Source organism: Achromobacter spanius (genome assembly GCF_002966795.1).
GTDB classification, from domain to species: domain Bacteria; phylum Pseudomonadota; class Gammaproteobacteria; order Burkholderiales; family Burkholderiaceae_B; genus Achromobacter; species Achromobacter spanius_D.
Genome location: NZ_CP023270.1, coordinates 4,413,040 through 4,437,610, shown reverse-complemented (window position 1 = coordinate 4,437,610; position 24,571 = coordinate 4,413,040). Strand labels below are relative to the sequence as shown.

The following is a 24,571-nucleotide window of genomic DNA, read 5'->3' as shown; positions in this document are numbered from 1 at the left end:
TCAGCGTTTACAGGGTGGCGCGCGATCCGAGAATCGCCGTGACCTGGCTGGCCAACTGGCCGCCATTGCCGTGGGCCAGGGCCAGATCGACGCCGTCAACCTGTCTGGCGCCTGCGGAGCGGCGGATCTGGTGCACCGCCTCGATGGCCGCGAAAATGCCGTACATGCCCGGGTGGTTGCAGGACAGGCCGCCGCCGTTGGTGTTGACCGGCAGTGCGCCACCGGGCGCGGTCACGCCTGACGCCACGAACGCGCCACCTTCGCCCTTGGCGCAGTAACCCAGGTCCTCAAGAAACAGAATCGGGTTGATGGTGAATGCGTCGTAGAGCTGCAGGACGTCGATCTCTTGTGGCGCGACGCGCGCCATCTCGAAGGCGCGTTGGCCGGATTGCACGGCACCGGTGACCGTGAGGTCTACCATGGTCGATATCTGGCGATGCGTGGTTGCCTCACCGACACCCAGAACATAGACCGGCGTGTTGGTAAATTCCGGCACGCGCTCGGCGGCGACGAGAATCATCGCTCCGCCGCCGTCGGTCACCAGGCAGCAGTCCCGCAGCGTGAGAGGATCGGATATGGGCCGGGAATCCAGAGCATCGGCAATGCTCAGGGGGCCGCGCTCGTGCGCGGCAGGATTGAGCTGCGCCCACTGGCGCGCGGCGACCGCGACGCTGGCCAACTGTTCACGCGTGGTTCCGTACTGGTGCATGTGGCGCGCGGTAGCCAATGCGTAGCCACTGATGGGGTTGCGCGGCGAATACATTGCCTCCCAGGGTGCGGGTTCGGTCAGGGTGGTCAGCTTGCCGCCCGCCGACAGTTGGTTTGACCCATAGGAAATGCAGGCCACTTTGCACAGCCCGGCTTGCAGGGCAAGCGTGGCAGACAACAGGTGGGCCAGAAATGAAGATCCACCGATGTTGGTGCCATCCATATAGGTCGGATGGATGCCGAGATACTCCGCCACGGACAGGGCGGGCATGAAATGCGTCAGTGTGGACGTGAACAAGCCGTCGATCTGGTCGACGCCGATGCCCGCATCGGCTGCCGCCGCCTGAACGGCGATGCCGAGTTGATCCAAAGCCGAGAACCCGGGGCTGTTCCAGCCAGGCGTGGTGCCGATCCCGACAATCGCCGAGGCCCCTCTTGTGCTAGTAGTCATAAAGTCATTCCGATTATCATGCGTCGCGCGATCAGTCCGCGCGCACAAACACCACGCGCGGCACGCCAGAGGACTGGCGGCGGACCTGCGCACACACTCGCATGCCGATCGTCACCGCCAGGGGCTCCATATCGACAACGGTGCTCATCAGGCGCGGTCCTTCGTCAAGGTCCACCAGGACGACGCAATAGTTCCCACCCCGTTCGGGGCGTTGGCGCACGACGGTGGTCGAATAGATGGTGCCGCCGCCCTTGGCGGCTTCCCAACGCAAGGGTCCGCCGCCATAAGGGGAGATGGCTCGAGGAAAGAAGACGGCGCGGCCGGTTGTTTCGCAGCGCTGAATCATGAACTGCCCTTGTTCAAGCATGCGCTGGAAGTACTGCTCGGGGCCGACTGCCTCGTCGCCCGCTGTGTGTGTGCTGTTAAAGGAATTCTGCACATTCGCCTCCCAAAGATTCTTTGGCCGCGGCCGGCCGGCAGACGGACGGGACATCCACCCGTTGGGTGCATGGCTTGTCTGCTGGCGATGCCACGACGGTCGAATGATGTTAGGAGGGCGAGCCGTCTCGGGACAATTAACTAATTTTGACGAGGGGCATAGCGATTGAGCATAGCTCGACCCCGGCCCAATGCGAGCCGGGTTCGCGCGCGGAGGATGTATTCAGCCAGCCAGCCAGCGTACACCGGCGTGGTCGAACTGCCTGATGTAGGGCTCGAGCAAGCGCATCAGCTCAGCATGCAGGACATTGACGATGCGAGGGTTGCGGTTCAGGACGGCGGTGCCGATGATCACGGTGCGTTGCAGCGTGGGGCTGATGATGGGAGCGCCTTCGATGCGCTTTTCGGCCAGCATCGTCATGATGGGGATGACTGGCAGGATGGTGTAGCCGACGCCGCGTGACACCAGATCGAGAATGACCGCAGTGCTATCCGATTCCGCAACCAGATTCAGGTTGACGCCGAGGATGGTGCAGGCCCGGTCTATCACGTTGCGCAAGCTGCGCGCTTCCGGAACCACCATGGGCATTCTGGAGACGGCCTCGAGCGTCATCGGGGCGTCCTCGGACAATCCGGATCCCGGCAGGCCCAGGACATATATGGGCTCGGAATAAACGGGCGAGGTCTGCAGAAGTTCGGATTGCAGATAGTCGCCCATGAGGCAAATATCAAGCTTGCCGCCCTCAAGGCCCTCTTGCAGGAAATCCGAGAAGCCGGTGGCGATGCGCACGCGCAGGTTGGGATACTGCTGTTGCAGGGCAATGACGAGCGGGCCGGCAAGCGCGGCCGCCAGGCCGGGCAGCATGCCGATGGACACCGTACCAAGAAGATCCGATTTTGCGGCGCCGATGTCGGCCCGAGCTTCATTGAGCCCCTTAAGGGATACCCGCACCTGATCGACAAATCGGCGGCCTGGCACGGTCAGCACCATTCCGAGCCGGTTGCGCTCGAAAAGCGGAGTGCCCAGTTCGTCTTCCAACTGTTTCAGCTGTCGGGACAGGGCGGGCTGTACGACGTGCAGCAGTTCCGCTGCCTTGGTGAGGCTGCCGGTTTCCGCGATCGCCAAGACCGTTCTTAACTGCCTGAGTTCCATTTCCGCCTGCTTTATCGAGACACATGCCGAACGGCTATAGGGGTCAGAGAAAAATGTGAATTGTGCGCCTGTCGCACGACTCCTACCATCCTCACCAAGTTAACGACAACCGCCGGATCAAGCTGGGCTGAGATCGCGCGTATACGTTTCGATGTTAATGCTATTCGGCGCCTGCCCGCTGGCGCGCCTTGTCTGGCAGGAACATGCAATGGCTACGGGCAGCAGCTTAAGGACTTGAGCATAAGAGTTAGAGCAGAGACATAGGATCACTATGAAGAGAGTGTTGGTTGCCAATCGTGGCGAAATCGCCGTGCGAGCCATTCGCGCCGTGCGCGACCTCGGATTGGAAAGCGTCGCAGTGTATTCCCAGGACGATTCAAACTCGAGGCACCGAATTCTCGCGGATACCTCGGTTGCGCTGACCGGCTCCGGTCCGGCGGCTTATATCGACATCGATGCCATCATTGCTGCAGCCACGGCCGAGCACTGCGATGCCATCCATCCGGGGTATGGCTTCTTGAGTGAAAGGGCGGATTTCGCCCTGGCTTGCGAAGCGGCGGGAATCACGTTCATCGGCCCGGACGCCGATCACCTCGCTCTGTTCGGAGACAAAGGCCGCGCTTTGCAACTGGCCCGCGAATGCGGCGTGCCCGTCATGCCCGCCACGCCGGGCGGTGCTTCACTGGAGGACGTCGAACGGTTCTTCGACGAGCAGGGCGGGGTCGGGATCGTCATCAAGGCTGTCGGCGGAGGCGGTGGACGCGGGATGCGCGTCGTCAAGTCCAAAGCCGATATCAGCGAGCTCTATGCCCGCTGCCGGTCGGAAGCGATGTCGGCCTTTGGTGTGGACGCCCTGTACGCGGAGCGACTGGTCAATCGCGCGCGTCATATCGAAGTGCAGATCGCCGGCGATGGTGCGTCGGTGGTTGCGCTCGGGGATCGGGATTGCACGCTGCAGCGCCGCTTTCAGAAAGTGGTCGAGATCGCGCCCAGCCCGGTGCTGAGCGCTACTCTGCGCGGCGCCATTCTTGCCGCAGCAAAGAAAATGGCGGCTAAGGTGGAGTACCGCAGCCTGGGAACCTTTGAATTCCTGGTCGAAGAGAACGAGCAGGGGGTGCAGACAGACTTTGTATTCATCGAAGCCAATCCCCGGCTGCAGGTCGAACATACGATTACCGAGCAGGTGACGGGCGTGGATCTGGTGACCTTGCAGATCGGGGTGGCGCAGGGAAAGCGCCTGACTGAACTCGGAGTGGACCCGGCCAACCCGCCGGGGCTGAACGGTTACGCCATTCAGCTCCGCATCAATGCGGAATCGACCGATGCCACGGGCATGGCACGCCCGGCACACGGCAGGCTGGAGCGTTTCGAGCCGCCCGCCGGCCCCGACGTGCGCGTCGACACCCACGCCTACAGCGGATATTCGCCCGCCCCGGCGTTCGACACGTTACTTGCCAAGCTGATCGTGTTCAGCGGCAGTGACGACTTCTCGGGAGTGGTGCGGCGTTTGCGCCGCTGCCTGGCCGAGTTCCGGATTGCCGGTGTAGCGACGAATATCCATCTTTTGCAGGCGCTCGTGGCCCGCGAGGACTTCCTGTCGCAGCGCAACCATACGCGCTACATCGAGGCCATCCTCGGGGAACTGATTGCCGCGGCCGAGCAGTACGCGCAAGATCAGCAAGCCAAGGACAGGCTGATCGGGGATTCAGGGGGGCGCAATGCTTCGGCGGCCAACCCGCCGCAGGCCGCGCAGGCCGCGGTGCCGGAAGGGCTCTCGGCATCGCGTGCGCCATTGAGCGGCCGCCTGGTCGAGGTGTCCGTGAGCGCTGGCGCTCTCGTGCTCAAGGGCCAATCCATCGCCGTGATCGAAGCGATGAAAATGGAGTACACCGTCGTCGCAGATTTCAATGGCAGGGTCGTCGAGGTGCCGGCCGCCAGTGGCGGCAATGTGCTCGAAGGCGAGATCCTGGTGTTGCTGGAACAGGAATCGAGTGGTGTCGACACCGAGGTCGTGACCGACGCGATCGATCTGGATGCCGTGCGCCCTGACCTGCAAGCCGTTCTCGATCGCCATGCGTCGCTTTATGATGACGCGCGCCCGCAGGCCGTGGCAAAGCGCCGTTCGCGAGGGCAGCGCACCGCACGGGAAAACGTCGACGATCTGTGCGATGAAGGCTCCTTCGTGGAGTTTGGCGCATTGGTCATTGCCGCGCAGGCCAGCCGCCGCAGCAAGGAAGACCTGATCGCCAACACGCCGGCGGACGGTATTGTCACCGGCATTGGCAACGTCAACGGCGACACATTCGGCTACGACGGGTCGCTGACCGCCGTGATGGCCTATGACGCGACGGTGCTGGCGGGTACGCAGGGCAAGCGCAACCACATCAAGACGGACAGGCTGGTGGAACGTGCCCGCCGCGACGAAATGCCGGTGGTGTTGTTCGCCGAAGGCGGAGGCGGTCGGCCGGGCGATGTCGATTTTCCGTTCGTATCCGGGCTGTATCAGCCGTCGTTCGCCGCGCTGGCCGATCTCAGTGGCGAAGTGCCTTTGCTTGGCATTGTTTCCGGACGCTGTTTCGCGGGCAACGCCGCCTTTCTGGGGGTCTGCGATGTCATCATCGCGGACAAGAGCGCCAACATCGGCATGGCCGGCCCGGCGATGATCGAAGGCGGAGGACTGGGCGTCTTCCGGCCAGAGGACGTCGGTCCCGCGCCGGTGCAGTTCGCCAATGGCGTCATCGACATCTTGGTCGACAACGAGGCGCAGGCCGTCGCGGCGGCGAAGCACTACCTGTCGATGTTCCAGGGCCGCACCAAGGATTGGGTGGCGCCCGACCCGCGCCATCTCCGTCATGTGGTGCCGGAGAATCGCTTGCGTGTCTATGACAGCCGTAAGGTCATCGAAGGCATTGCTGACGTAGGCAGTGTATTGATGCTGCGCTCGGAGTTCGGCCAGGGAATGCACACCGCCCTGGCTCGTGTGGAAGGGCAGCCTGTAGGGATCATCGCCAACAATCCGCATCACCTGGGAGGCGCCATCGATGCCGATGCGGCCGACAAGGCGGCACGCTTCATGAACCTTTGCGATATCCACGGTCTGCCCATAATTTCGTTGATCGATACTCCGGGATTCATGGTCGGGCCGGAGGAAGAAGCCAAGGCGCAAGTCCGACATGTGTCGCGAATGTTCGTGGTCGCGGCCAAGCTGCGGGTCGCCATCTTGGCAATTGCCTTGCGCAAGGGCTACGGTCTGGGAGCCATGGCCATGGCCGGCGGGGGCTTTCGTTCGGCCAGTTGCGCGGTTTCCTGGCCAACGGGCGAATTCGGTCCCATGGGCCTGGAAGGGTCCATCCGGCTGGGCTTCAAGAAGGAGCTCGAGAACGTCCCCGAGGGACCGCAGCGACAGGCGCTTTACGATCAGTTGGTGGCTCGCGCCTATGAGCGCGGGCACGCCATCAATGTCGCGTCCACGACGGAGATCGACGCAGTCATTGATCCCGCGCAGACCCGAACGTGGATACGCCAGGGCATCGCGTCGGCATCTTTGCGCGCCGGCCGGGCCCGCCGCGCCTTCGTCGATACCTGGTAATCGATGCGAAGTCCGTTGGAACAGGTTTCGACTATGCAAACATCTGAAAGCCGGCTCGCCTTCTCCGGGTTGCGCGTGCTGGAAATCGGCTGCGGAGCGGCAGTGGCTTATGCGGGGAAGCTCTTTGCGGATTTTGGCGCTGAGGTCATCAAGCTGGAGGACGCCGAGGGCGACACGCTGCGCCGGCTGCCGCCCCTTTTGAACGCGGCCAATGGCGAACCCGCAAGCGCTTTGCATGCCTGGCTCAATACCAACAAGCGCAGCGTGGCCGATTGTAGAAAGACAGGCGCAAATACCGCGTGGCTGTCAGGGATCGCGCGGACATGCGATGTGATTCTCGATGCCCGGGCCCTGGACGAAGGCTTGGCCGTTCTGAAGCGCCCCGTGTACGCTGGCGATGGGAACGACGGCCAGGGCAATGCGCCGATCGAAGTGTGTCTGACGTGGTTCGGCGAGTCCGGCCCCTACAGTGGCTTCGCGGGAACCGAGGCCGTGTGCCGCGCCCTGGCCGGCGCGGTGTATTGCAGCGGCGCGGAGCAGGGCCCGCCCCATCTGCCGCACGACATACAGACTGCCATTGCCGCTGGTGTCGCAGCATTCTCGAGCGCGACCGCTGCGTTGTTGGGACGATCCGACGGCAGCCGGCGTTATGTGCTGAGCATCCATGAAATTGCGTTTTCTCTGGTGGAGATGGAAGCCGGCATGGTGCAGGATGGCCGGCATCCCTTGGCTCGGCTGGGTGTCAACCGGTTCTGCACGACGCATCCTGCCGGCATCTACGAGACAAAGGAGGGCTGGATTGGGCTGTTCGCTCATACCGGTCCGCAGTGGGCAGCGCTGTGCGCCGCCATCGGCCACCCGGATCGGGCTGCGGATCCGCGTTTTGCGAGCGGGCCGACCCGTATCGTCCATGCGGACGAGATCGACGCTTTCATGATTCCCAGCCTGCGCGCCAGGACTGCCGAGGAATGGTTCGATGTGCTGCGCAAGGCGAAATTCCCCGCTGTCATCGTGCCGACCATGGCAGAACTGCTTCAACAAGGCGTGCATCGCGAACGCGGCGCTTTTGTTCCCGTCAAGGCGGGGACGGCCGAATTCGAGGGGCCGATCGTTCCGCTGCCCATGGGCGATGCGGGGCCCTTGCCGGGCGGTAAGGCAGCGCTCCTGGACGCTGACGGCCCCAGCTACCGTGAAGCGGAGAGTCTGACGCCGGCCGTCGGCTTGGCCAGGGCTGCGTCGGACGCGCCGCCCTTGCAAAAAATACGGGTGGTAGATCTGACGATGGGGTGGGCCGGGCCATTGGCTTCAAGGACGCTGGCGGACTTTGGCGCGGAAGTCATCAAGGTTGAGAGCACGCGCTATCCGGACTGGTGGCGGGGCACGCATTACACCGATGAGTTCTATCTGGATAAGCTGTACGAAAAGAACTCGAACTTTGCGCTGATGAACCGCAACAAGTTGGGCATCACACTCGATCTGACTCATGCTCAAGGACGTGCCGTCCTGCTCGATCTGGTGGCCAAGGCCGATATCGTCATCGAGAACTACTCGACCGAGGTGTTGCCCAAACTCGGGCTGGACTATGCCGTGCTGTCCCAGGTCAATCCGCGGTTGGTCATGGTATCCATGCCGGCATTCGGGTCGGGCAATGAATGGAGCACGATCAGGGCCTATGGCGGCACGCTGGAGCAGGCTAGCGGCCTGCCGCATCACACCGGTTTCGCGCAGAACCCGCCGGCCCTGACCTCGTACGCTTATGGTGATCCGGTGGGAGGCTTCAACGGCGGGGCGGCGGCGTTGTTGGCGCTGTTCGTGCAGCAACGCTCGGGCAAAGGGCGCCACGTCAATCTGTCTCAAGTGGAATGCATGCTGCCCATGACAGCGCCGTTCGTCATTGAGCAGTCCGTGAAAGGCACTACCAGGCGCCGCAGCGGCAATGCGCATCCTCTACATGCCCCGCAGGGAATTTACCAGTGCGCGGGCGATGACGCCTGGGTGGTGGTGAGCATCACGACTGATGTGCAATGGCAGGCATTGCTGGCGGTCATGCAAGCGGCCGATCTTGCCCTGGACCCTGCTCTGGAGAAGGCGGCAGGCCGACGGAAGCGGCAGGAAGAGATAGACCGCAGGATCAACGCATGGGCCCGCGCGCGCTCCGCGCAATGCGCAATGGCCGAACTGCAGCAGGCCGGCATCAGCGCAGGAGAGGTCAAGCCGATTTGGACGGTGCTCGACGACCCGCATCTCAGGGCCCGTGATTTTTTCAAGGCGACTTCCCGCCCTTACATCGGCGAGTTTCTGGCGACCACGCCCTGGTTCAGGGAGCCGGCCGCTGCGGTCGCGGCGGTGCGTCCGGCTCCCACGCTCGGGCAGCACAACGGCGACGTGTTTTCGCGCGTGCTGAGCATGAGCGTGGATCATCAACAGACGCTGGAGCGAGACGGAATCATAGGAAACACTGCAATCAGGAAGGGGGGCTGACAAGCCCCGCAAGCACGATGCAAGGCACAAGATCTAAATTTTTCGTGGAGACAAAAGAATGGCTACATCCGATTCCCGCCGCAACTTCCTCATCACTTCCGCGCACCTCGCCGTGGCTTCGGCATTGGGGTTGGGGTCTACTGCCGCGTTCGCGCAGGACAAAGCATGGCCCACTAAAGCCATCAAGATCATCGTGCCGTTTCCGGCCGGTTCGATCACGGACACGATGGCTCGCCTGCTGTCGGATTCCTTGTCCAAGACGCTCAAGCAGCCCGTCATTGTGGAGAACAAGGGCGGTGCCAATGGATCGATCGGGGCGGCCGAGGTGGCCCGTTCCGCGCCGGATGGCTACACACTGCTGGCCACCAACAGCAGCAGCATCACGGTCAATCCCTTGATCTACAAGAACTCCCAGTACAAGGCCAAGGATTTCGCTCCCATCGCGCTGGTACTGGACGCGCCGTTCATTTTGAACGTCAACCCCGAATGGGCCAAGAAGCACACCATCGAGTCGGTAAAGGATCTGGTTGAGTACGCCAGGAAAAATCCGGGCGAGCTCACCTATGGGTCGGGGGGGCAAGGAAATCTGGCCCATCTGGCGTTTGCGCAACTGAGCAATGACGTCCAGTTCAAGGCAACCCATATCCCTTACAAGTCGGCCTCGCAAGCCAGCATGGCGGTCATGGCGGGCGAGGTGAACACGTCTTTCGACACGCTGGCCAGCGCACCGCAAGTGTCGGCTGGCAAGTTGAAAGCCCTGGCAGTTACGCAGAACCAACGGATTTCCCAAATGCCGGACATCCCTACGATGGCCGAGGCAGGCTATCCGAACATCGATGTCACTTTCTGGCTGGGCCTTTTCGCCCCGGCAGGCACGCCAGCCCAGATCGTCGACACCTTGTACGAGCAGTCCAAGCTTGCGATGGAGCAGCCTGCTGCCAATACTTCGCTCAGTGCGCAGGGTATCGTCGTCATGCGCAATCCGAAGGAATTGTCCACGCTCATCGGGCAAGAGGTCGATCAGCTTTCTCGTGTCGTCAAGCGGGAGAACATCGTCATCGATTGAGGCCGGGCCAGCGCGGCGGACGCCAACGATGCCATCGGCTTGCCAGGCAACGCCTGGCGAACTCCAGCGCAAAAAGGCGAAGTCCATTGTTGCTGCTCAGGATTTCCCTAATCAAATTCCTCTTGCGGAAAATCAATGCTCTATAGGACACTTTGTGTCATAGCGCCGCGACGGCGCACACAAGGGGAATGGCATGAAGGTCTTGAGCATGGTGGCCGCAGTGGCGATGGCGGCGGGAATGACCGGAGGCGCGCAGGCCGCGTTTCCTGACCGCCCGATCCGGTTAGTGGTGCCGTTTGGCGCCGGCGGCATCACGGATATCGTTGCCCGGCAGGTGGGCAAGGGAATGGGGGACGTGTTGGGCCAGGGGATCGTGATCGAGAACCGGCCCGGCGCGGGTGGCGTGATCGCGGCGCAGGTGGCGGCCACGGCGCCGGCCGATGGCTACACGATCTTCATGGGGACGGTGGGCACGCAGGTCGTGAATCCGCTGATCTACAGGAAGCTCAGTTACGACGCGGACAAGTTTGCGCCGGTGGGCATGGTGTCCGGGTCGCCGTACCTGCTGGCCGTGCGATCGGGCGTGCCTGCGGCGTCGTTCGCCGAGTTCGTCAAATATGCCAAGGCCAATCCGGCCAAGCTGAACTTCGGCTCGGCGGGCAACGCCAGTTCGCCGCATCTGGGGTTGGAGCTGCTGAAGCTGACGGCGGGCGTCGACATTGTCCACGTGCCGTTCAAGAGCGGCAGCGAGGCCGTGAATGCGGCGATCGGCGAGCAAGTGGATGTGGTGATGGACGCCAGTCCCGTCATCATGCCGCACGTGGCGTCGGGCAAATTGCGTGCGTTGGCCGTGGCGTCCGACAAGCGGTTGCCGTCTGCCCCGGCCGTGCCCGCCAGCACCGAGGCGGGCGATGCGGGCCTGCAGATCAGTTCGTGGAATGCGTTCTTTGCGCCGGCCGGCACGCCGCCCGAGGTCATCGCCGCGCTGAATGCGGCGTTGCAGAAGACACTTGCGACGCCCGAGCTCAAGGAAAAGCTGGCGGCACAGGGTACGCAGCTTTATACCGGCACGCCCGACGAATACCAGCGCTTCATCGGCGGCGAAAAGACCAAGTGGGCCGAGATCGTGAAGCGCGCCAACATCAAAATGGATTAGCAAACGCGCAAATGACAAGGAGCCACGCATGAATACTCAGGTGACTCACCCGCTGGCGGGCAAGCCGCTGGAACTGGCGGATACGCTGCGATCGGGCAACGCCTGGAAGATCCGGCTGGCCTGCGGGCTGATGGGGCTGCCGGTCAAGCGGCGCACGTTCGACATCGTCCAGGGCGACCTGGAAACCGATGCCTTCGCGCGCATCAACCCATGGCGGCAGGTGCCCGCGCTGCTGACGCCAGAGGGGCAATGGCTGGCGGAGTCGCAGGCCATCCTCTGGTATCTGGGCAAGGGTACGTCCTGGCTGCCGGACGACCGGCTGGCGCAGGCGCAAGTGTCGAGCTGGCTGAGCTTCGAGCAGACCCAGCACATGCACGCCTTCGCGCAGCCGCGCCTGTTGATCCATCTGCGCCAAACGGCGAAGGCGGACGATCCGGAGATGGTGGCGTGGCGCGCGGCCGGCATGAAGGCCGCCGGGCTGATGGACGCCCATCTGGCGGGCCGCGACTATTTGGTGGGTACCGCGCCGACCATCGCGGATATCGCGCTGTACCCTTACACGAGCATGGCGGGTGAGGGCGGTTACGACCTGTCCGGCTTTGCGCACATCACTGCCTGGCTGGCGCGCATGCGCGCATTGCCGGGATTTACGCCGTTGATCGAAACGGCATGACGGAGACATGATGGCCGATACGATGCACCTGGGAAAAGACGAACTGATCGCGCGCGCGCAGGCGGAAATGCAGCGCCAGTTCGAGACCCCGCAATGGACGTTGCGCGAGCGGCTGGCGCTGACCTGCCGCATCCTGTTCGACGGCGGGCATGATTCGGGCCTGGCGGGCCAGATCACCGCGCGCGCGCCCGAACCCAACCGGTACTTCACGCAGCGTTTAGGACTGGGCTTTGACGAGATCACGGCCAGCAATCTGCTGCTGGTCGACGAAGACCTCGTGGTGCAGGAAGGCGGCGGCATGCCCAATCCGGCGAACCGCTTCCATTCCTGGATCTACCGCGCGCGCCCCGATGTGAACTGCATCATCCACACGCATCCGCTGCATGTGGCGTCGCTGTCGATGCTGGAGGTCCCGCTGGAGGTCTCGCACATGGACAACTGTCCGCTTTACGGCGACGTGGCCTTTCTGAAGGACTGGCCCGGCGTGCCGGTGGGCAACGAGGAAGGCGTGATCATTTCCAAGGCGCTGGGCGACAAGCGCGCCATCCTGCTGTCGCACCACGGCATGTTGATCGCCGCCGGGACGGTGGAAGAGGCCTGCGTGCTGGCGCTGCAGTTCGAGCGCGCGGCGCGCATGCAGTTGCTGGCAATGGCCGCCGGCAAGATCCAGCCGATTCCGCCCGAACTGGGGCACGAGGCGCACGACTGGATCCTGACGCCCAAGCGGTCGCAAGTGGGGTTTTCGTATTACGCGCGCCGGGCATTGCGGACGCACGCCGATGTGCTGAGCTGACGCGGGCGGGGCGGGGACGCTCGACGGCGACGCCCTTTTGGGGCATTCTTGCCGGTTGTATTCGCGCCTCTCCGCCCAATGATCGACCTGCCGCACCGCCTACGCACCTTGCGCCGCCAGCAAAGCCTGTCCCTGGAACAGCTTGCGCAGCGCACGGGTTTGACCAAGAGCTACCTCTCGAAGCTGGAGCGGGGCCTGAGCGAGCCCTCGATCTCGACGGTGCTGCGCCTGGCAGAGGCTTATGGCGTAGGCGTGTCACAACTCGTGGGCGCGGACGACGCCGCGCAGGATGAAGTGGTCAGCGTGGTCCGGGTTGCCGACCGCGAGGCCCTGCAACGCCGCGGCCTGGGCAGCGAATATCAATACGAGTCGCTGGCTGGCCGCCGCAAGGTCAAGGCGATGGAGCCTTTCGTCGTCCATCCGCCGCGCGAATTTCCGGACGCCGCGGCCGTGTTCCCCCACCCGGGCGAGGAATTCCTGCTGGTGCTCAAGGGCGCCATCGAAGTCCACGTGGGCGAACGCCAGTTCCGCCTGGAAACCGGCGACTCCGTCTATTTCGACTCCGAATTGCCGCACCGCATGCGCACCGTCAGCCGCGCGATGGCCGAAGTGCTGGTGGTGGCGGCGCACTGAGCGCGCGGCGTATCGAATCGCTATTGGAAGACACAGGAACCCCCATGAAACACGATCAATCGCGGCTTGTCCGCATCGACGCCGGCCCCATGAAGAACCCCGTGCCCGGCAAGCCGCGCCGTCCGCTGTCGGGCGATGCGGCCTTTCGCACGGTGACCGCCTTTGAAGGCAACGCGGGCAAGGCAGAAGCCGGCGTGTGGGAAAGCACGGCCGGCTCCTTCCAGTCCAACACCACGGGCTACATCGAATTTGGCTACATCGTCGAAGGCGCGGCGCGCCTCGTGGACCCGGACGGCACGGTGCATGAACTGACAGTGGGCGAGGCTTTCGTCATGCCCGAAGGCTATACCGGCCGCTGGGAAGTGGACCAGTTCGTCAAGAAGATCTATTTCATTACCCGGATGGCCTGAAGCCTTCGGCCCGTACCCAGGAGCAATCCTCATGACCGCAACTATCGCTGCCCCCGCCCCAGGCGCAGCGCTGCCCGCCCGCACCGCGCAGGTGGATGTCGTCTCGATTCAATCCCAGGTTGTCTATGGCTATGTCGGCAACAACGCCGCGATGCCGGTGTTCCGCAAGGCGGGGCTGCGCGCGATTGCGCTGCCCACCGTCATTCTCAGCAACACGCCGCACTATCCCACGCTGCACGGCGGAGCGGTGCCGCTGGACTGGTTCGAGGGCTTGCTGCAAGGATTGAACGAACGGCGCGTAAGCCAGGTGGCACGCGCGGTGGTCTGCGGGTATCTGGGGCAGTCGGGGCAGGCGAACCTGCTGGCGAAATGGCTGTCGGACGTGCGCGCGTCGCGTCCTGACCTGCGCGTGTTCATCGACCCGGTCATGGGCGATCGCAATGACGGGCTGTATGTGAACGAAGGGCTGGTCGCGCAATACCGGGATCTGCTGGTGCCGCTGGCCGAGGGCATGACGCCCAATCATTTCGAACTGGAATTGCTGGTGGGGCGGCCGTTGTCGTCGGTGGACGAGGTGGTGGCCGCGGCGCGCGAGCTCATCGCGCGCGGGCCGCAATGGATCGTCGCAACCAGCGCCGCGCCGATGGCCGCCGCGCCCGGCACGCTGCAACTGGTGGCCGTGACGCGCGACGACGCCACGGTGGTGACGCACCCGGAGATCGCCATTCCGCCGTCGGTACACGGCACGGGCGACGTGTTCATGGCGGGCGTCGCGTCGCGGCTGCTGAACGGGCAGGACCTCATCGAGGCGGTGCGCGAAGCGGCGGCCCAGGTCACGGTGACGCTGGAGCGTACCCGCGAACTAGGCTGGGAAGAGCTGGCCGCCGAAGGCTGAGGCCGAGTCGGGGCTGGGTCGGGTCGGGGCGGTGCCGTCCCGCCTTGCCCGCCTCAGTACGTCTTGTACGGCAGGAACTTGCCGCTCATCACGATCTGCACGCGGTCGCCCTTGGGGTCGGCCTCGCGCGACAGGTCCATCTTGAAGTCGATGGCGCTCATGATGCCGTCGCCGAACTCTTCATTGATGAGCGCCTTGAAGGTGGTGCCGTAGACGTTGATCAGTTCATAGAAGCGGTAGATCAGCGGATCGGTCGGAACCGTGGTCGGCAGCGAGCCCTTGTAGGGCACGACCTGAAGCTGCACGACCGCGTCCGCCGGCAAATCCAGTACGCGGGCAGCGGCCAGCGCCTGTTCCTCGGTCATGGTCATTTGGCCCAGCAACGCGGCGGTGGTCCATTCCTTGCTCTGGCCGACGGCTTCGGCGATAGCGCCCCACGAGAGCTTTTTTTCCAGCTTGCGGGTGACGACGAGTTCGGTGACTTCAGCGCGGGACATCATGGTGATTCACTCCTTGTGATGGGCCTTGTCGACCAGGAAGTCGACGAGATGGTTACGGATGTCGTAATAACGGGATTCGTGATGCAGGCTGGCGCGCGTGCGGTCGCGCGGCAGGTCGACAGTGACGGATTCGGCGATGCGGGCGTAGGGGCCCGCGCTCATGAGCAGGATGCGGTCGGACAACAGGATGGCTTCGTCCACATCGTGCGTGATCATGAAGACGGTCTGGCGGGTTTCCTGGACGATGGCGCGCAACTCGTCCTGGATGGCGCCGCGCGTCAGCGCGTCCAGCGCGCCAAAGGGTTCGTCCAGCAGCAGCATCTTGGGCTGGATGGCAAAGGCGCGGGCGATGCCGACGCGCTGTTTCATGCCGCCGGACAGTTCGCAGGGCTTCTTGCCGGCCGCGTGGCCCAGCCCGACCATGTCCAGGTAGCGCTGGCTGTGCTCGCGCACCTGTTCGCGGTTGTAGGCCGGCCAGCGCGATCGCACGCCGAATTCCACGTTCTGCAGCGCCGTCAGCCACGGCAGCAGCGCGTGCGCCTGGAATACGACACCGCGTTCGAGTGACGGCCCAGCGATCTGACGGCCGTCCATGATGACGATGCCTTCGTTGCTGTCGTCGATACCGGCCAGCACGTTCAGAATGGTGGTCTTGCCGCAGCCGGAGTGGCCGATGACGCAGACGAACTGGCCCTTGTCGATCTTGAAGTCGATGTTCTCGAATACGGGCGGCTGCGGACGGCCATCGCGTCCGGCGTAACGCTTGCCCAGCCCTTGGACCTGCAGGAAAGATTGGCTCATGCGCGTTACTCCCGATAGCTCACCAGCCGGGCGGCGCGCGCCAGCAGGTTGTCCAGCAGCATGCCGATCAGGCCAATGAAGACGATGGCGCAGATGATGTTGGAGATGGACAGGTTGTTCCACTCGTTCCAGACGAAGTAGCCGATGCCAGTGCCGCCGATCAGCATTTCGGCCGCGACGATCACCAGCCACGCAATGCCGACCGAGATGCGCATGCCGGTCATGATGGTGGGCGCGGCGGCGGGCAGGATGACCTGCAGCGCCGTGCGCAGCCGCGACACTTCCAGCGTGCGCGCCACGTTCAGCCAGTCCTGCCGCACGGCGCCCACGCCGAACGCGGTGTTCACCAGCATGGGCCACAGCGAGCAGATGAAGATCACGAAGACGGCGGAGGTGTTGGCGTCCTTGATCGTGTAGAGCGCCAGCGGCATCCACGCCAGCGGCGAGATCGGCTTGAGCACCTGGATGAAGGGATCGAACGCGCGGTACACCGTTCGCGACATGCCAATCAGGAACCCCAGCGGTATTGCCACCAGCGCGGCCAGGCCAAAGCCCGTCAGCACGCGCGCCACGGAGTAGCCAAGCTGGATGCCGATGCCCTTGTCGTTCGGTCCGCGGTCATAGAAGGGATCCTTCAGGTGCTGCCACAACTGCGCGCCGACTTCGGCAGGGCCGGGAAACGGCGTCTTGGACCCGCTGGCCGCGGCATTGCCGACCAGCGCGGCGTAGGCCGGGTCCACCGTCGCCTCACCCGCATCGGAGCGGGTGGCGGCGTGCCAGAGCAGCAGGAACGTCAGGAACAGGGCGATCGACAGGAACGTGGCCCGCCAGTGTTGCACGGACCCCATCAGGTCCTCCGGATCTTGAAGCTGGCGAGGTAGGCCTCGGGCTGGGTCGGATCGAAGGGCTTGCCCATGACGCTGAACGTCTTGCCGGTTTCCGCGGGCGGGGTCAGCCCGGCTTCGCGCATCAGGCGCACGGCGTCGGTCGCCAGGAACACGTCGCTGGCGACCTTCTGATAATCGACGTCGCCCTTGACCTGGCCCCAGCGCTTCATCTGCGTCAGGATCCAGACGGCGAACGACTGCCACGGCATGGGATCGAAGTCGATGCGGTTGGGATCGGTGATCACCTTGCCCAGGCCGTCGGCGTAGGTGCCGGTCAGGACCTGTTCGACCACCGTGACGGGCTGGTTCAAGTAATTCGGCGCGGCGATGGCGGTGGCAATTTCCTTGCGATTGGCGGGATTGCGGGCGTAGGCCGTGGCTTCGATGATGGATTTCAGCAGAGCCTGGTAGGTGTTGGGCATGGTGGTGACGAACTCCTTGCTGGCGGAGAACGCGCAGCAGGGGTGGCCGTCCCAGATGGCCTTGGACAGGGTGTGAATGAAGCCGACGCCGTCGTAGACCGCGCGCTGATTGACGGGGTCGGGCGCCAGGAAGCCGTCGATGTTGTCGGCACGCAGGTTGGCGACCATCTCGGGCGGCGGCACGGAGCGGATCTGGACGTCGGTGTCAGGATCCAGGCCATGCTCGGCCAGGTAATAGCGCAACAGGTAGTTGTGCATGGAGTAGTCGAAGGGGACGGCGAACTTGAATCCCTTCCAGTCCTTCGGGTCGCGCCGGTCCTTGTGCTTCATGGACAGCGTGATGGCCTGGCCGTTGATGTTTTCGACGGCGGGCATGGTCCACGGCACGGCGCGGCTGGCGCCGACGCCCATCGAGATGGCGAGCGGCATGGGCGACAGCATGTGGGCGGCGTCGTATTCGCCGGACATGGCCTTGTCGCGGATGAGCGCCCAGCCGGCGGTCTTGACGACTTCGACGTTCAGGCCCTGCTTGCCGTAGAAACCCATGGGGTGGGCCATGATGATGGGCGTGGCGCAGGTGATGGGGATGAAGCCGACCTTGAGTTTCTGTTTCTCCAGCGGGCCGGCGGTCTGCGCGAAGGCTTCCTTGGCGGCAGCCAGCGGAAAGATCGACGCGATGGCGGCCATGGCGGTGCCGCTGCCGACGGCGCGCAGGAAGCGGCGGCGCAGCGCATCCTGCGGGAACAGGGCGCGCATGACGGCCTGTTCGACGGCGTTGCCGGTGGTGTCGCCATCCATGGCGGCGTGCGCGGCGCGCTCGTGTTCGGCCTGCGAGGCATGACGGCCGCAGCCGCAGGCAAGGCGGCTGTTGGCGTCGAACGGGTTGCTGAAGAGGGACATGGTGGCTCCTTCAATCGGGAATGGAGCCATCATGGGGCTGCCCGGCGGTAGCCGGTATCGCCGGTTCAACGATACGCGTGTAGGGGGCTTACTACGTGGTGCGCGCGGTGCGCCGCGGTAGTGCGCAGGCGCTCAGATCGCACCCAACTGGTGCGTGTTGGCGTAGGAGACCAGTTCCACCAGAGTGCGGACGTTGAGCTTTTCGAAGATGCGGCTGCGGTAGGTGGAGATGGTGTTGACGGACAGGGCGAGCTGTTCGCCGATGGCCGAGACGGAGCGGCCGGCGACGAGCAGCTGCAGTACCTGGAATTCGCGGTTGGACAGGAGCTCGTGCGGCGGGCGGGAGCTGTCCTGACGCACGGTGTGGGCGAGCAGTTCGGCGACGGTGGGGGTGACGTACATCTTGCCTGCGGCGGCGTTGGTCAGCGCGGCGAGCAGTTCTTCGGGTTCGCAACCTTTGTTTAGATAAGCGTGGGCGCCGGCGCGCAGGGCGCGGACGGCAAACTGGGATTCGGGGTAGACGGAGAGCATGACGACGCCAAGGCCGGGGTGGTCGGCGCGGACGCTTTTCAGCACGTCGAGGCCGTCGCGTTCGCCCAGGGCGACGTCGAGGACGATGGCGTCGTAATGGGCCTGGCGCATCGCGCGCAGGGCAGCGGGGCCGTCGGCGGCTTCGTGCACGAGGGCGACGCGCGGGTCTTCTTCCAGGATGCGGGCGAGGCCACGGCGGATGATGAGGTGGTCGTCGACGATGAGCAGGTTCAGGGGCATGGTTCGGTTTCCGTTATGCCGCCAAGGGGTTGAGGCGCAGGCGGGCGCGCATGCCGGCGCCGGGGGCGCTGTCGAGCGCAAGGTCGCCGCCGATGGCGCGGGCGCGTTCGCGCATGCCGAGGATGCCAAAAGTGTGGCGGTCTTCGGGCAGTTGCATGCCGACGCCGTCGTCTTCGACGGTGAGGACCAAGCCGTCAGGGCCCCAGACGGCACTGACGCTGACGCTGCGGGCGCGGGCGTGCCGCTGCACGTTGGTCAGCAGTTCCTGGACGATGCGGTAGATGGCGATTTCGGCGTTGCAGTCCAGGCGCAGGGTTTCGGTGTCGGGGGGGCAGAGGTAGCGGCATTGGAGGCCGCTGCGGGTTTGCAGGTCTTGCAGCAGGGCTTCCAGGGCGGCCCAGAGGCCCAGGTGGTCGAGAACGACGGGGCGCAGGTCGTTGAGGATGCGGCGGGTGGCGCCCATGGCGGTCTGCGTTACGTCGAGCATGCGGTCCAGGTGCGCTTGCAGGGCGGGAGTGGCGCTTAGCTGGCGGCGCAGCCAGTTCAAGTCTAGCTGCAGGGCGGTAAAGGAGGCGCCGAGGTCGTCGTGGATGTTGCGGGCGATGTGGGCGCGTTCTTCTTCGCGCAGGGTGCTCAGGTGGGAGGAGAGGCGGCGCAGGGATTCGTGGGCGGCGCTGAGTTCAGCGGTGCGTTCGCCGACGCGGCGTTCTAGCAGGGCCTGGGTGTTTTGTAGTTCGCGCTCGATCTGTTTGCGGGCGGTGATGTCGGAGAAGGTGACGACGGCGCCTACGACTTCCTGATCGTTGCGGATGGGATACGAGGCGTATTGGGCGTCAAAGCAGGTTCCATCGCGGCGCCAGAGCACTTCGTCGTCGGCGCGTTCGCCTCGGCCGTCGCGGAAGGCCTTGAATATGCGGCAGTCGTGGACCGGCATGAGGGTGCGGTCGGCGTGGGAGTGGTGGATGAGGTAGTGCATGTTGCGGCCTACCAGCTCGTCGGGAGAGTAGCCGAGCATGTCGGCGCCGGCGCTGTTGATGAAGATGCAGCGGCCGCGCAGATCAATGCCGTAGATGCCTTCGCCGGCGGATTCCAGCAGCATTTCAAGCTGACGGCGCCAGGCGGCGTGGTGCGAGAGGTGCTTCAGGTCGGCGAACATGAATGGCCTGGTGCTTGTTGAATCTGCCGGGGGAATTGCCCCGGACCCCCTTGGTGCGCGGATTCTTGGCTGCGCTTTTGCGCGGAGTTTACGGGACGGGTGGGGAGTTGAGGGGGCGATTGAGGGAAATCCCTTCATCGTTATGGGTTGGGGCAGGTGTGGGTGCGGAGAGGGTTCTCAGGACGTCCGGCGTGGGTTCGGTGCGGGTTCTTTAGGCGCCCGGTGTGGTGGCGACGGGTGATGGTTCTTAAGACGCCCGGCGCGGCGGCGGCCTGGGTGCGCGGGGCTACGATTGCGGTCCGGAGCCTTCGCTCCGGACTGCCCCGTCGTCATCGTCGTTGTCGCCTTCGGCGCCTGCCTTCCGATTCCCTCGGGCGCATCTACACGCCCCGCGCACCCAGGCCGCCACCACACCGGGCTGCGTCGTAATGAGGTCGGACGGCAGCCGGGGAGGGCGGCTTGCTTAGCCTTCTTCTGTGGGTCTGTTTAGGATCGGAAGATCTTGCGGGGCTGCCAGATGTCGGCCGCGCGGGCGGCCTTATCTGGCGTTCGCGTGTCTTGCGCCGGTCGCTCAAAACCAAGGTGTCTAAACCAAGGTGTCAGACACCCGTTGCTCCGACAAGCTCAAACACAGGTGTCAGACACCCGTTGCACCGCCGCCACAACTTGACGCCCCTCCTACCCGGGTGTCTGACGCCGTCCCGCCCACGGACGGCAGCTACATTGAGTACCCGCAAAGCAAATCGCCGGCTTTATAAGCCGGCGATTTTCATTTGACGCTTGCGTACCGCATTGAACCCTTACGGAATCAGCGACAACCCCACGCGGAACTGGCTTTCGTTGCGCTGGTTGTATCCCAGCAGCGTCTCGCCATACCCGTTGAAATACTGCAAATGCAGATACCCGTTCCAATTCAGGAACGTGCGGCGTAGCGGCCACGCAAAATCCAGCTGCGTCGTGCGGCGCTTCTGATCTCCCTGGCGATACATCGCCGAGACGACCGCGCCGTTGTCCTGCGCCCAGCGCAGTTGCCAATCGACGTGGCCGGCGTAGGCGGAGTAGTCGCTGTTTTCGCTGGCGACGCCGAAGTAGGCCTTGACCTTGGGGGCGAAGGTGAGCGTGCTGCCGCTGTCGAAGCGGTAATGGAAGCGCGGCTCGATGTAGCCGTCGTTCAGCGACCGCGAGTCTTCGCCGTCCTTGCCGTTGGAGGCGTGTTCGACGCCGGTGTTCATGCCGAAGCGCCAGTTCTGGTTTTCGGACTTCCAGATGTCGTCTGTCATCCAGAAAACGCTGGGGTTGAACGTGGTGTCGATGAAGGGCTTGGAGTCGCTTTCCAGATCCCACAGCGAGGTCTGGGTGTAGCCCAGGTAGAAGTCGTCGTGCCAGGTGTCTTCGCCGCCGCGCGGGCTGATGAGTCGGTACTTGGCGCTGAGCTGGAAGCGGGCGGTGGTGAGGCCGCGGGTGCCAACGGCGAAGTAGACGGGCTTGTAGGCGGAGAAGGCGCTGCGGAATTTGTCGAAGGCGGCTTGTTCGACGGTGGGTTCGATGGTGGCGGCGGGGGCGGGGCCGGCTTCGGGCGACGCGCCTGCGGCGGCGACGGCGGCGGGCGGGATGGGTTGGCCGCTGCGGGCGTCGACGACGGGTGTCTGGGCGGGTGTGGTCGCGAGAGTGCCGCTGTCGCGGCCGGTGGCGTCGAGCGCCATCATGGACGGTTGGCCTTCGATGGAGACAGCTTGCAGGCCGCGCGCGGTGGCGGGGACTTCGGCGGACCAGGACATGCGCGCGAAGTTGTTGACGGGCACGCTGTAGTTGTCGCGGCCGCTTTTCAGTTTGGCGAGGCTGCGGACGATCTGGCCGTCGGGGCTGCGCCATTGCAGGACGAGTTCAGGCGGGGCCTGCCAGTCGACGCGCGAGCCGCCTTCGTTGAAGAAGACGGCCTCGATGGTGACCGTTTCGCCAGGCGCCGCGGAGGGGCGGTCCAGCCGGTATGACACGCCTGCCGCGGCGGAGCCGGCCGCGCCCAGGGCCAGGGCGGCGGCAAGGAAGCGGGTGGTGGGAGAGCGGTGAAAAGGACGGCGGGAGGTCATTGAGGATGTATCTGATTTTTGTGATCAGGCAATGTAGCACCGTCCCTGGCAACAGTTTGTAAGTCAGACTAATCGTATGTATGGGCTGTAAGAAATGCGAAAACCCCGCGCGTTGTCGACAATGCGCGGGGTTTTTTATGGAGAGTCTGCGGGCGGCTTATTCCCCGAATTTGATCCCTTGCGCCAGCGGCAGATTCCGCGAGTAGTTGATGGTGTTGGTCGCGCGCCGCATGTAGTTGCGCCACGAGTCCGAACCGGACTCGCGGCCGCCGCCGGTTTCCTTTTCACCCCCAAAAGCGCCGCCGATCTCGGCGCCGGAGGTGCCGATGTTGACGTTGGCGATGCCGCAGTCGGAGCCGGCGGCGGACAGGAAGGTTTCGGCTTCGCGCAGGTCGTTGGTGAAGATGGCGGACGACAGGCCTTGCGGCACGCCGTTCTGCATGGCGAGCGCGTCGCCGAAGTCCTTGTAGCGCATCACGTACAGGATGGGCGCGAAAGTTTCGTGGCAGACGACGTCGGTTTGGCCGGGCATTTCAGCGATGGCGGGGCGCACGTACCAGGCGTCGGGGTATTGGTCGGCCAGAACGCGTTCGCCGCCCGCGACCTTGCCGCCTTGCTCGCGCGCAGCCGTCAGGGCGGCTTGCATGGCATCGAAGGAAGCGCGGTCAATCAGGGGGCCGACGAGGTTGCCGCTATCGAGCGGGTTGCCGATGGGGGCGCTGGCATAGGCTTTGTGCAGGCGCTGGACCAGTTGGTCGGCGATGCTTTCGTGGACGATCAGGCGGCGGGTGGTGGTGCAGCGCTGGCCGGCGGTGCCGATGGCGCCGAAGACGATGCCGCGGGCGGCCATGTCGAGGTCGGCGGTGGGGCCGACGATGATGGCGTTGTTGCCGCCCAGCTCAAGCAGGACGCGGCCGAAGCGTTGCGCGACGCGCGGGCCGACCTGGCGGCCCATGCGGGTGGATCCGGTGGCGGACACCAGCGCCACGGTGTGCGAATCGACCAGGGCCTCGCCGACCTCGCGGCCGCCGATCAGGACTTCGGACAGGCCGGCGGGCGCGTCGCCAAAGCGTTGCACGGCCTGCGCGAAGAGCGCCTGGCAGGCGAGGGCGGTGAGGGGAGTCTTTTCCGACGGTTTCCAGACGACGGCATTGCCGCAGACGAGCGCCAGCGCGGCGTTCCAGGACCAGACGGCAACGGGGAAGTTGAAGGCGCTGATGACGCCGACGACGCCTAGCGGATGCCACGTTTCCATCATGCGGTGGCCGGGGCGCTCGGAGGCGATGGTCAGGCCGTAGAGCTGGCGCGACAGACCGACGGCGAAGTCGCAGATGTCGATCATTTCCTGCACTTCGCCTTCGCCCTCGGCGACGATCTTGCCGGCTTCCAGGCTGACGAGGCGGCCGAGCTCTTGCTTGTGCTGGCGCAGGGTTTCGCCGAACAGGCGTATCAGTTCGCCGCGGCGCGGGGCGGGGACGTCACGCCATGCCAGGCTGGCTTGCCGCGCGCGGGTGATGGCGGCGTGGGCCTGGGCCACCGTGTGCTCATGCACCTGCGCCAGTTCGGCGCCGTCGATCGGGCTGCGGGCGATCAGGGTGCCGCCGGTGAGCGCACTGGAATTGAGTCCGAGATTGCGCAGGATGTCTTGAGGAGTGTCCATGCCGGTTCCTTCGATGCCTCGCGAAGTCAGCGTCTTCGCTTAAGGGTTATGCCTAAGTGGCGATTCTGGAAAAAAATTTACTATACGAAACTATGACGTGAAATGCGAAATATTTTTGAGGCGCACTGCTCCTGAAGGTGGATTCGTGGCGGAACCGTTGCTCGTTGTTCAGGCAGTCAAGAAGACCTATCAGCGCGACGGGCATCCCCCGCATCTGGCGCTGGACGGCATCGATTGCCAGCTCGAACGCGGCGAGGTGATGGTCGTGGTCGGCCCGTCGGGCTCGGGCAAGAGCACCTTGCTGCGCACCCTGAACGGCCTGGAAAGCATCGACAGCGGCACGATCCGCGTCAATGGCGTGTCGCTCACGGATCCGGCCACCGATGTCAACCGCTGGCGCACCGACGTCGGCATGGTGTTCCAGCACTTCAACCTGTTCCAGCACCGTACTGCGCTCGACAATGTGGCGCTACCCCAGCGCGTGGTGCGCGGCCGCAGCCGCGCCGACGCCGAGCGCTACGCCCGCGACCTGCTGGGCCGCGTCGGCATGGCGGAATTCGGCGACCGTTATCCCAGCCAGTTGTCCGGCGGCCAGCAGCAGCGCGTGGCGATCGCGCGCGCGCTGGCGATGGACCCGCAGCTCATGCTGTTCGACGAGGCCACGTCGGCGCTCGATCCTGAAACGGTGGGCGGCATTCTTGAACTGATGCGCGCCCTGGCGCGCGACGGCATGACGATGGCGGTGGTGACCCACGAAATGGGCTTCGCCCGCGATGTTGGCGACCGCGCGCTCTTCATGGACGCCGGCCGCATCGTGGAGATGGGCACGCCCGACGAAGTGTTCGGTCACCCTAAAGAAGCGCGCACCCGCGCCTTCCTGGAAAAGATTCTGTAGTCCCGCCGGTCCGGCTTATCCGGGCGCTGCCGGCGCGATGTGCCTT

The 24,571-nt window shown here is 64.5% G+C and carries 21 protein-coding genes; 10 read left to right on the top strand and 11 right to left on the bottom strand.

The features are described 5' to 3' along the window. Positions 1-7: 7 nt before the first annotated feature. The 3 genes from CLM73_RS20045 to CLM73_RS20035 all read right to left on the bottom strand — a co-directional run bounded on the left by CLM73_RS20045 (position 8) and on the right by CLM73_RS20035 (position 2,750). Positions 8-1,159: an acetyl-CoA acetyltransferase gene (locus CLM73_RS20045; protein WP_105239922.1), complete on the bottom strand. Its 1,152-nt coding sequence runs from the start codon at positions 1,157-1,159 to the stop codon at positions 8-10. A 31-nt stretch (positions 1,160-1,190) separates the two neighbouring features. After that, positions 1,191-1,598, bottom strand: coding sequence for a Zn-ribbon domain-containing OB-fold protein (locus CLM73_RS20040; RefSeq protein ID WP_234015690.1), 408 nt, complete (start codon positions 1,596-1,598; stop codon positions 1,191-1,193). Between the two features lie 222 nt (positions 1,599-1,820). Continuing rightward, positions 1,821-2,750: a LysR family transcriptional regulator gene (locus tag CLM73_RS20035; RefSeq protein WP_105239920.1), complete on the bottom strand. Its 930-nt coding sequence runs from the start codon at positions 2,748-2,750 to the stop codon at positions 1,821-1,823. Between the two features lie 271 nt (positions 2,751-3,021). Between CLM73_RS20035 and CLM73_RS20030 the strand changes: the two genes are divergently transcribed. The 9 genes from CLM73_RS20030 to pdxK all read left to right on the top strand — a co-directional run bounded on the left by CLM73_RS20030 (position 3,022) and on the right by pdxK (position 14,446). After that, positions 3,022-6,339 (top strand): acetyl-CoA carboxylase family protein, encoded by a 3,318-nt coding sequence (locus CLM73_RS20030; RefSeq protein ID WP_105239919.1) that lies wholly within the window; start codon positions 3,022-3,024, stop codon positions 6,337-6,339. A 33-nt stretch (positions 6,340-6,372) separates the two neighbouring features. Beyond that, on the top strand, positions 6,373-8,820 hold the full coding sequence (locus tag CLM73_RS20025) for a CaiB/BaiF CoA-transferase family protein (RefSeq protein ID WP_105239918.1): 2,448 nt from the start codon (positions 6,373-6,375) through the stop codon (positions 8,818-8,820). Between the two features lie 58 nt (positions 8,821-8,878). Continuing rightward, the gene (locus tag CLM73_RS20020; RefSeq protein WP_105239917.1) at positions 8,879-9,886 is read left to right on the top strand and encodes a Bug family tripartite tricarboxylate transporter substrate binding protein; all 1,008 of its coding nucleotides are present in this window, start codon (positions 8,879-8,881) and stop codon (positions 9,884-9,886) included. Positions 9,887-10,079: 193 nt separating this feature from the next. Further along, positions 10,080-11,042, top strand: a complete 963-nt coding sequence (locus tag CLM73_RS20015; protein ID WP_105239916.1) for a Bug family tripartite tricarboxylate transporter substrate binding protein — start codon at positions 10,080-10,082, stop codon at positions 11,040-11,042. Between the two features lie 28 nt (positions 11,043-11,070). Then, positions 11,071-11,715 carry a glutathione S-transferase family protein gene (locus CLM73_RS20010; protein WP_105239915.1) on the top strand — a complete coding sequence of 215 codons (645 nt, stop codon included), beginning with the start codon at positions 11,071-11,073 and terminating at the stop codon, positions 11,713-11,715. Between the two features lie 10 nt (positions 11,716-11,725). Beyond that, positions 11,726-12,508, top strand: coding sequence for an aldolase (locus CLM73_RS20005; protein WP_105239914.1), 783 nt, complete (start codon positions 11,726-11,728; stop codon positions 12,506-12,508). A gap of 78 nt (positions 12,509-12,586) precedes the next feature. Continuing rightward, entirely contained in the window at positions 12,587-13,141 is a 555-nt protein-coding gene (locus tag CLM73_RS20000) for a helix-turn-helix domain-containing protein (RefSeq protein ID WP_105239913.1), read from the top strand. Positions 13,142-13,185: 44 nt separating this feature from the next. Then, a complete protein-coding gene (locus CLM73_RS19995; protein WP_105239912.1) occupies positions 13,186-13,551 on the top strand; it encodes a cupin domain-containing protein in 366 nt (121 codons plus the stop codon). 31 nt (positions 13,552-13,582) lie between these two features. Next, positions 13,583-14,446: a pyridoxine/pyridoxal/pyridoxamine kinase gene (pdxK, locus tag CLM73_RS19990; RefSeq protein ID WP_105239911.1), complete on the top strand. Its 864-nt coding sequence runs from the start codon at positions 13,583-13,585 to the stop codon at positions 14,444-14,446. A gap of 53 nt (positions 14,447-14,499) precedes the next feature. Here the strand turns inward: pdxK and cynS are convergent, their stop codons facing one another. The 8 genes from cynS to CLM73_RS19950 form a co-directional block, all read right to left on the bottom strand. Then, on the bottom strand, positions 14,500-14,943 hold the full coding sequence (cynS, locus tag CLM73_RS19985; protein WP_105241620.1) for a cyanase: 444 nt from the start codon (positions 14,941-14,943) through the stop codon (positions 14,500-14,502). Positions 14,944-14,952: 9 nt separating this feature from the next. Then, positions 14,953-15,747: an ABC transporter ATP-binding protein gene (locus tag CLM73_RS19980; protein WP_105239910.1), complete on the bottom strand. Its 795-nt coding sequence runs from the start codon at positions 15,745-15,747 to the stop codon at positions 14,953-14,955. A 5-nt stretch (positions 15,748-15,752) separates the two neighbouring features. Further along, positions 15,753-16,595 carry a nitrate ABC transporter permease gene (gene ntrB, locus CLM73_RS19975; protein WP_105239909.1) on the bottom strand — a complete coding sequence of 281 codons (843 nt, stop codon included), beginning with the start codon at positions 16,593-16,595 and terminating at the stop codon, positions 15,753-15,755. Then, positions 16,595-17,956 carry a CmpA/NrtA family ABC transporter substrate-binding protein gene (locus CLM73_RS19970; RefSeq protein ID WP_105239908.1) on the bottom strand — a complete coding sequence of 454 codons (1,362 nt, stop codon included), beginning with the start codon at positions 17,954-17,956 and terminating at the stop codon, positions 16,595-16,597. The genes ntrB and CLM73_RS19970 overlap by 1 nt, the downstream gene beginning before the upstream one ends. Positions 17,957-18,088: 132 nt before the next feature. After that, on the bottom strand, positions 18,089-18,727 hold the full coding sequence (locus tag CLM73_RS19965) for a response regulator transcription factor (RefSeq protein WP_105239907.1): 639 nt from the start codon (positions 18,725-18,727) through the stop codon (positions 18,089-18,091). 13 nt (positions 18,728-18,740) lie between these two features. Continuing rightward, on the bottom strand, positions 18,741-19,883 hold the full coding sequence (locus CLM73_RS19960) for a PAS domain-containing sensor histidine kinase (protein WP_105239906.1): 1,143 nt from the start codon (positions 19,881-19,883) through the stop codon (positions 18,741-18,743). Between the two features lie 800 nt (positions 19,884-20,683). Then, entirely contained in the window at positions 20,684-21,970 is a 1,287-nt protein-coding gene (locus tag CLM73_RS19955) for a phospholipase A (RefSeq protein WP_105239905.1), read from the bottom strand. A gap of 157 nt (positions 21,971-22,127) precedes the next feature. Continuing rightward, complete coding sequence (locus CLM73_RS19950) at positions 22,128-23,630, bottom strand: aldehyde dehydrogenase family protein (RefSeq protein ID WP_105239904.1); 1,503 nt, start codon at positions 23,628-23,630, stop codon at positions 22,128-22,130. Between the two features lie 145 nt (positions 23,631-23,775). Here CLM73_RS19950 and CLM73_RS19945 point away from each other — a divergent pair, with 145 nt between their 5' ends. Then, a complete protein-coding gene (locus CLM73_RS19945; RefSeq protein WP_056563861.1) occupies positions 23,776-24,525 on the top strand; it encodes an amino acid ABC transporter ATP-binding protein in 750 nt (249 codons plus the stop codon). The last annotated feature ends 46 nt before the right edge of the window (positions 24,526-24,571 follow it).